The sequence below is a fragment of the Methylobacterium sp. WL116 genome, from assembly GCF_008039455.1.
Lineage (GTDB): Bacteria > Pseudomonadota > Alphaproteobacteria > Rhizobiales > Beijerinckiaceae > Methylobacterium.
This window is the reverse complement of record NZ_VRUV01000152.1, coordinates 1-9,027: the sequence shown is the minus strand read 5'-3', so window position 1 is coordinate 9,027 and position 9,027 is coordinate 1. Positions and strand designations below refer to the sequence as shown.

Here is a 9,027-nt window from a genome sequence, read left to right as displayed (position 1 = left end):
TCGATCGTGATGCCGTGCCTCGACGAGGTGCGTGCCCTGCCGACCGCGCCGGTCGCGGCGGTGGTGTCGAGGACCGTCTGCCACGGCCCGCCGATCACCGCGGCGAGGCGGAAGTCGCAGGGCTGGGGATCGGCATTGATCAAAATCAGGATGCGGCCGTGATCGAGGTCGTTGCCGATCTGCATCCCGAAGGCGCGACGGCTCTCGTCGGCCCAGGCGTCGGAATTCATCTCCGCGCCGCAGGGCGAGAGCCAATGCACGTCGCGCAGGGTGCTCCCGGGGGCGATCGGCGTGCCGTCGAAGAACTGCCGACGGCGAAGGGCCGGCCTCTCCCGACGCAGGCGCGTGAGGTTCGAGACGAAGGCGCCGAGATCCGGGTCGGGATCGGTCGACCAGTCCATCCAGCTCGTCGGGTTGTCCTGGCAATAGGCGTTGTTGTTGCCGCGCTGCGTGCGCGAGCGCTCATCGCCCATCAGCAGCATCGGCACGCCCTGCGCCAGCATCACGGTGGCGAGCAGGTTGCGCTTCTGGCGGGCGCGGATGGCGAGGATCGCCGGGTCGTCGGTCGGCCCCTCGACGCCGTAGTTGCGCGAGACGTTGTGGCCGTGGCCGTCGCGGTTGTCCTCGCCGTTCTCGGCGTTGTGCTTCTCCTCGTAGGCGACCACGTCGGCGAGCGTGTAGCCGTCATGGGTCGCAGCGAAGTTGATGCTGGCGAGCGGCGAGCGGCCCGACGGCGCGAACACCTCGCGCGAGCCGGTCAGCCCCTGGGTCAGCTTGGCCAGCTGGCCGGCATCGCCGCGCCAGAAGCCACGGGCGGCGTCGCGGAACTGATCGTTCCACTCGCTCCAGCCGCGCGGATAGCCGCCGAGGCGATAGCCGTTCTCGCCGAGGTCCCAGGGTTCGGCGATCATCTTCACCCGCGCCAGCACCGGATCCTGCGCCACCGCCTGGAAGAATGCGGCCTCGGCCGAGAATGCGGAGGGCGCCCGGCCGAGGCTGGTGGCGAGGTCGAAGCGGAAGCCGGCGATGCCGTAGGCGGTCGCCCAGTGGCGCAACGAATCCAGCACCAACTGCATCACCCGCGGGTGAGCGACGTCCAGGGTGTTGCCGCAGCCGGTGCAATCGACGTCGCGGCGGGGATTGTCGGGGTCGAGCTTGTAGTAGCTGGCGTTGTCGATGCCACGGAACGACAAGGTCGGCCCGGCATGGCCGGCTTCGGCGGTGTGGTTGTAGACCACGTCGAGGATCGTCTCGATGCCGGCGGCGTTCAGCTCGCGGATCGCCGCCTTCAAGCCGCCGAGGCCGCCGTCGCCGAGATAGCGCGGATCGGGCGCGAAGTAGCCGAGCGGCGAGTAGCCCCAGAAGTTCACCAGCCCCTTGTCGACCAGGAAGCGGTCGTCGGCGAAGGCTTGGATCGGCAGCAGCTCGAGCGCGGTGACGCCGAGCTTCCACAGGTGCTCGACGATCGCCGGATGGGCCAGCGCCGCATAGGTGCCGCGCTCGGCTTCCGGCACGGCCGGATGGGTCATCGTCAGCGCCTTGACGTGCGCCTCGTAGATCACCGTCTCGGAGAGCGGGCGGCGGATCGGCTGCAGCGCGAGGTTCGGAACCTCCGGCGCGGTGACGACCGATTTCGGCATGTAGACCGCGCTGTCGCGCCGGTCGATCTGATCCTCGCGCTGCAGCCCGCGGCGGTGGCCGTACAGGGCGTCGTGCCAGCGGATCCGTCCGCGGATCTCGCGGGCATAAGGGTCGAGGACGAGCTTCGACGGATTGAAGCGGTGGCCGCGCGCCGGCTCCCACGGCCCGTGCACCCGGTAGCCGTAGAGCTGGCCCGGCAGGACGCCGCGGAGGTAGCCGTGCCAGATGTCGTCGCTGCGGCAGGGCAGGCGGATCGTGCGGCTCTCGTGGCGCTCGCCCGGCTCGAACAGGCAAAGGTCGACCGCCGTCGCGTGCTCGGAGAAGAGCGCGAAGTTGACGCCGCGCCCGTCGAAATGGGCGCCCAGAGGCGCCGGCACGCCGTCGTCGACGGCGATCATGCGTGACTGCGACACGGAATGGTCCCCCCGGCCCGGAGCCGGTGTGGACGCATCCGCGATCCCGGATCAAGCCGCCGGGCCGCATGGGCCGTGGAGAACGACGACGTCCGCCCCGAGATCACTCCGCCGCGGCGGCCGTCGTCGGCGGCTCGCGCTCGACGGTGCGGAAGTTCTCGAGCTCGGAGAGGAAACTGCGCGCCCACCAATCGACATCCTCGCGGGTCATGCGCTCGACCATCGGCTTCCAGCGCTCCAGGCGCTCGCTGCGCGGCATGTACAGGGCCGTCCGGATCGCCTCCGCGACCTCGAAGCGGTCGTAGGGGTTCACCATCAGCGCTTCGGGCAACTGCCGTGCCGCACCGGCGAATTTTGAGAGCACGAGCACGCCGGGATCGTCCTCGCTCTGGGCGACGACGTATTCCTTCGCCACGAGATTCATGCCGTCGCGCATCGGCGTCACGAGGCCGACGCGGGCGGCGCGATACAGCCCGGCCAGAACCGGGCGCGGATAGGCCTTGGTGACGTACTGGATCGGCGTCCACGCCGGGTCGCCGAGCGCGCCGTTGATCTCGCCGACCGTCTCGTTGACGGTGCGCGAGAGCTGCTCGTATTCCGGCACCTCGCTGCGGGACTTCGGCGTGATCTGGATGTAGGTGACGTTGCCGCGCTGGTCGGGGTTCGAGGCGAAGAAGCGCTCCACCGCCTCCATCCGCTCGGGCACGCCCTTGGAATAGTCGAGCCGGTCGACGCCGATCAGCAGCTTGCGGGTGCGCAGGCCCGCCATCGTCTCGCGCACCACCTCGTTCGAGCCCGCCTTCTCCGCCGCGTCCTTGAAGCCGGCGACGTCGATGCCGATCGGGAAGCTGCGGATCCGGGTCCGGCGCCCGTCGACCATCAGCGAGCCGCCGCCGAGCGGGATCGCCCGCAGGGTGTCGATCAGGTTGCGGGACAGGTTCTGCACGTCCGGGTCGGTCTGCAGGCCGATCAGGTCGTAGTCGGCGATGGCGCGGAGCAGGTCGTTGCTCGCCGGCAGCGTGTTGAACACGTCGGCGGCCGGCCACGGGATGTGGTGGAAGTAGCCGATCGGGTTGGCGAGGCCGAGGCCGCGAAGCTCGGCGGCCATCGGCAGCAGGTGGTAGTCGTGGACCCAGATGATGTCGTCGGGCTCGACGAGCTTGGCGAGCGCCCGCGCAAAGATGCGGTTGACGCGGCAATAGCCGGCGTAGTCCGAGCGCGAGAACGCCCCGAGACCGAGCCGGTAATGCATGATCGGCCACAGCGCCCGGTTGGCGAAGCCGGCGTAGTATTCCTTGTGATCCTGCGGCGAGAGGTCGACCACCGCGTATTGGACGCGGTCCCGATCGATCAGCGTCGGTTCCTCTGAGGGCTCCTCGCTGATGTTGCCGCTCCACCCGAACCAGAGACCTTCGTAGGCGGTGAAGGCCTCCTTCACGGCGACGGCGAGGCCGCCGGCGGCGACCGCCTTGCCGCCTTCTTCCGGAACCGCAACGCGGTTCGATACGATCACAAGGCGTGCCACTCAGGTGGGCTCCGGATCCTCAAGCGCGCCGGCGTGGAACGCGCAACGTCAACGTTTCTTGCCATCGTGAACGCGCGAGAGGTCGGCGCGATCCGTAGGGTTAGCCAAGCGCGAATGACTGCCGCGGGTCAAGCGATCGTTTGCGGCCGTCACGACGAAATCCGGGGCCTGTCCCCGCATCCGTCCCCGCCGCGCGGGGCGGCGGAGGCAGGAACGAACCTTGGCCGATCGCCCCTGAACGGAGGCTGAGCCGCGGATGTGCCGTCGTCCCCGGAACCCTCGGACGTGGACGATGTTACTCAGGCGAACATCGCCCCGCTAAGACCCCGTGTTCGAAGGAGTCCCCTTATGGCCGCGTCCGAGATCCCCCACCCCGATCCGGCCAAGGCCGCAGCCAGCGAGCAGGCCGAGTGGCGCAGCCTGAAGGGCGACGTCGAGGGGTTGGCCGACGTCGCGGCCGAGCGCGGGCGCGGCCTGATGGATGCAGCTCGGGTTCAGGCGCAGACCTTCGTCGAGGGCCGCAAGAACGACGCGGCGCAGTCCGTCCACGATCTCGCCAAGACCCTGCGCGATTCGAGCAAGGACTTCGAGGATCGCCCGAACATCAAGGCGTTCTTCGACAGCGCTGCCGACGGCCTGAGCCAGCTCGGCGGCTCGATCGAGTCGCGCAGCTTCGCCGACTTCTACGGCGATGCCGAGGCCTTCGCCCGCCGTGCACCGGTCGCGGTCGCGGTAGGAACGTTCGTCGCCGGCTTCATCGCCGCGCGCTTCATCAAGTCGTCGAGCCTGCCGCCGGAAGGCGACGCCCGCGACAGCTTCCGCGCGTGAGCGGCCCGGCCATGTCGACCGGATCGCAGACCCCACCCCCCGGCTCCTCCGGTGCGTCGCCCGCCGGCAGCATCCAGAGCCTCATCGGCGACGCGCTGCGCGAGACCAACGACCTCGCCCGCAAGGAGATCGCCCTGTTCCGCGCCGAGATGGCGCGGAACGTCCGCTCGCTGATCATCGGCATCGTCTGCCTCATGGCTTCGGCGGTCTTCTCCGTCGTCGCCCTGCTCGTGCTGATCGGCGCCTTCGTGAAGTGGCTGGCGACGATCGTCGGCTCGGAATGGCTCTCGGCCCTCATCGTCGGCGGCGTCCTCCTGGTCGTCGCGATCGGGATGGCGCTGTGGGGACGCAGCGCCCTGTCGTTCTCGACGCTCACGCCCACCCGTACCGGCCGGCAGGTCCGCCAGGACGCCCGCGCCCTTTCCGAGAGAGTGTCCGGATGAGTTCGATGAACGAGATGGAGCGGGACATCGAGGAGAGCCGCGCGCGCCTCGACGAGACCATCGACCGCATCCAGGGCCGCCTCTCGGTGTCCAGCCTCGTCGACGAGATGCTCGGCAACGCCCGCCGCGCACCCGCCGTCAGCGGTGCCTACGACGGAGCGCTCGAAGCGGTCCGCCGCAATCCGGTTCCCGTCCTGCTGATCGCCGCCGGCGTCGGCTGGCTGCTGCATCGGATGTCCCAGGACGCGACGCGCCGCCGGACGCAGGCTTCGGCCGAGCGCGTCCCGGTGCTCAACGACGGGGCGGCCCGGGTCTACGATCCGGATCTGCCCACCCGCCAGCCGAAACCCTCGCTGATGGACGAAACCCGCGCCTGACGGGCCGCCACCTGCGGACATTGCCAGCCGCGTACGAGTTCTGAAGGATCACGCCATGAGCGATACGAGCAAGTCGGCCACGACCGACAACCACCTACCGGACGACCTCGCCCGGGCCGCCGGCGCGAAGGTCGACCAGGGCCTGCACGCCGGCGGCCTGGACCCGGTCCACCTCGACCCGCATGCGAAGGCGGCCGACCACACCCTGCGGGCGGATCCCACGGGCCTCCGCGATCCGATCGGACGGCCCGACGCGTCGCCGCACGATCATCAGGCCGGTCCCGGACCCGATGTCGGCAGCGTCGCCGGTCAGGCTCGCGCGGCGGCGGGCGATGCGGCGGATCGGGCCGCGGACTTCGCCGATCGCACGCGCGATCGTGCTGCCGACTTGGCCGACGACGTCCGCGATCGCCTCGGCGGTGCGGCCGACGAGGCCCGCAACTGGGTCTCCGGCGTCCATCGCGACCACATGCGCCGGATCGACGACGCGGTGGTGCGCGGCAGCGACCGGCTCGATCGCGGTCGCACCGCCGTCGAGCAGTTTGTGACCGAGAACCCGCTGCTGGTCGGCGTCGTCGGCGTCGCCGCGGGCCTGCTTCTCGGCGCGTTGCTCCCGCGTACGCGCCAGGAGGACCGCAACATCGGTCCCTATGCCGACGAGGTCCGCGACCAGGGCCTGCGCTACGCCCGCGAGTTCACCAGCCGTGGCCGCGAGTTCGTCGAGACCGCCCTTGACCCGGACAACATCCAGACCGCGGCGCAGAAGGCCGGCCTCAAGACCGAGCCCACGTATGAGGGCGAAGACCGTACCGCGCACCGGCTCTGAGCCGGCGCGATCGACCCGATCCGAGAGGCGGCACCGCGAGGTGCCGCCTTTCTTCGTTCTCGACCCTCGCGCCGAGAGACGGTAGGCACGCGACCATGAAGACCGCCGATTGCGACATCCTGATCGTTCCGGGCCTGGGCGGCTCGGAAGAGGGCCACTGGCAGGCGCGCTGGGCCGGCCGCATGTCGACCGCCCGCGTGGTCGAGCAGCAGTCCTGGCATGCGCCCGAGCCCGAGGCCTGGTGCGGCCGCGTCGTCGAGGCGGTCGCGGCCGCGATACGGCCCGTCATCCTCATCGCCCACAGCCTCGGCGTCGTCGCCTGCGTCGAGGCGGTGCCGAAGCTTGCCGAAGGACGCGTCGTCGGGGCGCTGTTCGTGGCGCTGCCGGATGTCGAGGAGACGCCGAACCTGCCCGACAGCGTGCGCGCCTTCGCGCCGCTGCCGCGCGCGCCGCTGCCGTTCCCGTCGCTCTTGGTGGCGAGCCGAACCGATCCGTACTGCCGCTACGAGCGCGCGGAGGATTTCGCCGCGGCCTGGGGATCGGCCCTGGTCGACGCCGGCGAATCCGGCCACGTCAACGTCGCGAGCGGCCATGGGCCGTGGCCCGAGGGGCTGATGCGGCTGGCCGGGTTCATGAAGGATCTTTGAGCCCGTCGGCTCGATCGCGCCCGGCGGTTAACCTCTCGTTTACCCAAGCCCGCGCTGATGGGTGCCGGATCACGGGCGATCCGGCCCGCGGGAGATCGACGTGACGCGAAAAGAGCTTCTGGTGCGACTGGACGCCGTGCAGACGGCGCTGGGCGAGCGCGCCCACACCTCCTTCAACAGCTCGATCTTCGGCGACGCCGCGCTGCTCAAGCGCATCGAGGCGTTCGAGGCCCAGCTCGTGGCCGTGGAGAAGCCGAAGGTCGCCGACTACACCGGCAACATGTTCACCCGCATCGCGAACCGCCGCAACGTCGAGGCGGTACAGAAGCGCGCGCAATCCTGAGCATCACGGCTTCGGCTCCGGCTCGGCCGGGCGGAGAAGCTCGCCGGCGACAACCGACAGGCGCGGCGGAGCCTCGCGCACGAACGGCAGCGGGCGGCAGACCGCGAGGGCCGCGAGGCCGAAGCGCGCGGTCATCAGGCCGTTGAGCACGCCCTCGCCGAGCTTGGCCGAGACCCGCGCCGCGATGCCGAGGCCGAGCACCTGCTGAATCATGCTCTCGCCGACCGCCATTCCGCCGGTGACGGTCAGGTGGGCGAAGGCGGCTCTGGCCAGGCGCAGGAAGCCGAGGAAGCCCGGGCGTCCGCCGTAGATCGCCGCGATCCGGCGCAGCAGCCGCACGGCGGAATAGATCACGAACGCCACGTCCACGATTGCCCGCGGGCTGAGCGCGGTCACGCCCGAGACCTGCTTGGCGGCGGTGGCGATGGCATTGCGCGCCTGCCGGTCCAGCGGGCTCAGCAGCTCGTGCTCGGCGAGGCCGATGCGATCGTCGACGTCGAGGATCGCGTCGGCGGAAGCCTCGAGCCGCTGCCGGCCCGCCGCCAACGCCGTTCGATCCGCATAGAAGGCGGCGAGATCCCGAACCACCCCCTGCGCCGCACTGTGATCGCGGGTCGCGATCGCCGCGACGGCGGCCTGGCGCAGGTGCTCGATCTTGCGCTCCCGCCACAGCCCGCGCACCTCGCGCACGATGATCGCCAGGAGAGCGAGGCCGGCGAGCGCCAGGAGCGCGAGCGCGACGCCGCCGAGCCAGGGCGCCGCCTGGAACAGATCGGCGATCAGCCGCTCGACCGACAAGCCGACCCCGAGGGAGACGAGGCCGCCCGCGGCCGACAGCAGCAGGCCGCCCCACGGAACGCCGCGCGACTTCGCCACCGGCACGGGCGTGCCGTCGGCGGCGTCGAGGATCTCGACCGGATCCTCGACGATGCGGACGCCGGTCGGGGCGGCCGGCATCGAAGGGATTCCCTCGACGGCCGGGGGCGCATCGGCGCTGGGGATGCGGAAGGCGCGCGGGCGCTGGGTCGAGCTCACGGCATCGTCCTCGGGGTTCTCGTCAGAGCCGCCATCACGTCAGCCTGTCGCCGATCAAAAACTGCATGGCCCGGTCGAGGCGGATCTGCGGCAGGTGGCCCGGACGCCCCAGCGCGTCGGGCTTGATCGATGGCGGGCGGAATCGCGGGAACCGCAGCGAGCCGGGCTCGACCGCGCCTTCGAGCACCGCCTCCGGGCGGGCGGGGAGATGGCCTGGGAACACCGCGGCCTCGGCCGTCCCGTCGAACACCTCGTCGCCGACCGTCTCGCCGGCCTCCGGCGTCCCGGCGACGGCGCGCAGCACGGCGTCGCCGTCGTGGATCGTGGTCTCGCGGGTGGCGCGGACCGACGCCAGGGCCACGGTGCCGACACGGGCGCCGGCGGCCTCCGTCCGGCGCATGGCGCGCGACACCAGCAGGCGCAGCAGCGCTTCGAGCCGATCGTGGCTGGTCTGGTGCAGGTGGTCTGCCTTCGTCGCGGCGAACACGATCCGGTCGGCCCGCGGTGCGAACAGCCGCGAGAGCAGCGTGTTGCGGCCGATGTTCAGGCTGAGCAGGACGGAATCCAGCGCCTCCTCCAGCTCCGCCAGCGCCGCCGGCCCGGCATCGACGGCGGCCAGCACGTCGACCAGCACGATCTGTCGGTCGACGCGCTGGAAGTGATCGCGGAAGAACGGCACGACGACCTTGGCCTTGTAGGCCTCGAAGCGCCGCTCCATCAGCCCGGCGAGCGTGCCCGGCGCGATCGTCTCGGGCAGCTCGTCGAGCGGGGCGAAGGTCAGGGCCGGCGAGCCGGCGAGGTCGCCCGGCATCAGGAACCGGCCCGGCGGCGTCGTCGCCACCATCTCCGGGCCGGCGCGGAGAGCCGCGAGATAGGCGGTGAAGGCGGCGCTCGCCCGCTCGGCCACCACCTCGTCTAGAGGCCCCGCCGGATCGAGCCCCCTCAGCAT

The 9,027-nt window shown here is 71.0% G+C and carries 10 protein-coding genes; 6 read left to right on the top strand and 4 right to left on the bottom strand.

Annotated elements, in window-relative coordinates; all coding sequences use genetic code 11:
• On the bottom strand, positions 1–2,039 hold a 2,039-nt coding region (gene glgX / locus FV223_RS13125; protein WP_147727468.1), incomplete at its 3' end, for a glycogen debranching protein GlgX.
• Positions 2,040–2,157: 118 nt separating this feature from the next.
• A complete protein-coding gene (locus tag FV223_RS13120; RefSeq protein ID WP_147727467.1) occupies positions 2,158–3,579 on the bottom strand; it encodes a trehalose-6-phosphate synthase in 1,422 nt (473 codons plus the stop codon).
• A gap of 348 nt (positions 3,580–3,927) precedes the next feature.
• Here FV223_RS13120 and FV223_RS13115 point away from each other — a divergent pair, with 348 nt between their 5' ends.
• From FV223_RS13115 to FV223_RS13090, 6 genes are all read left to right on the top strand, one after another.
• Entirely contained in the window at positions 3,928–4,407 is a 480-nt protein-coding gene (locus FV223_RS13115) for a hypothetical protein (RefSeq protein ID WP_147727466.1), read from the top strand.
• A gap of 11 nt (positions 4,408–4,418) precedes the next feature.
• Entirely contained in the window at positions 4,419–4,850 is a 432-nt protein-coding gene (locus tag FV223_RS13110; protein ID WP_147727465.1) for a phage holin family protein, read from the top strand.
• A gap of 5 nt (positions 4,851–4,855) precedes the next feature.
• Positions 4,856–5,227 carry a DUF3618 domain-containing protein gene (locus tag FV223_RS13105; RefSeq protein ID WP_147727464.1) on the top strand — a complete coding sequence of 124 codons (372 nt, stop codon included), beginning with the start codon at positions 4,856–4,858 and terminating at the stop codon, positions 5,225–5,227.
• Positions 5,228–5,282: 55 nt separating this feature from the next.
• On the top strand, positions 5,283–6,053 hold the full coding sequence (locus tag FV223_RS13100; RefSeq protein WP_147727463.1) for a hypothetical protein: 771 nt from the start codon (positions 5,283–5,285) through the stop codon (positions 6,051–6,053).
• A gap of 95 nt (positions 6,054–6,148) precedes the next feature.
• Positions 6,149–6,700, top strand: coding sequence for an alpha/beta hydrolase (locus FV223_RS13095; protein WP_147727462.1), 552 nt, complete (start codon positions 6,149–6,151; stop codon positions 6,698–6,700).
• A gap of 100 nt (positions 6,701–6,800) precedes the next feature.
• Positions 6,801–7,043 (top strand): hypothetical protein, encoded by a 243-nt coding sequence (locus FV223_RS13090; RefSeq protein ID WP_147727461.1) that lies wholly within the window; start codon positions 6,801–6,803, stop codon positions 7,041–7,043.
• Positions 7,044–7,046: 3 nt separating this feature from the next.
• Here the strand turns inward: FV223_RS13090 and FV223_RS13085 are convergent, their stop codons facing one another.
• Entirely contained in the window at positions 7,047–8,078 is a 1,032-nt protein-coding gene (locus tag FV223_RS13085) for a TIGR01620 family protein (RefSeq protein WP_147727460.1), read from the bottom strand.
• A gap of 34 nt (positions 8,079–8,112) precedes the next feature.
• On the bottom strand, positions 8,113–9,027 hold a 915-nt coding region (locus tag FV223_RS13080; protein WP_147727459.1), incomplete at its 5' end, for a YcjX family protein.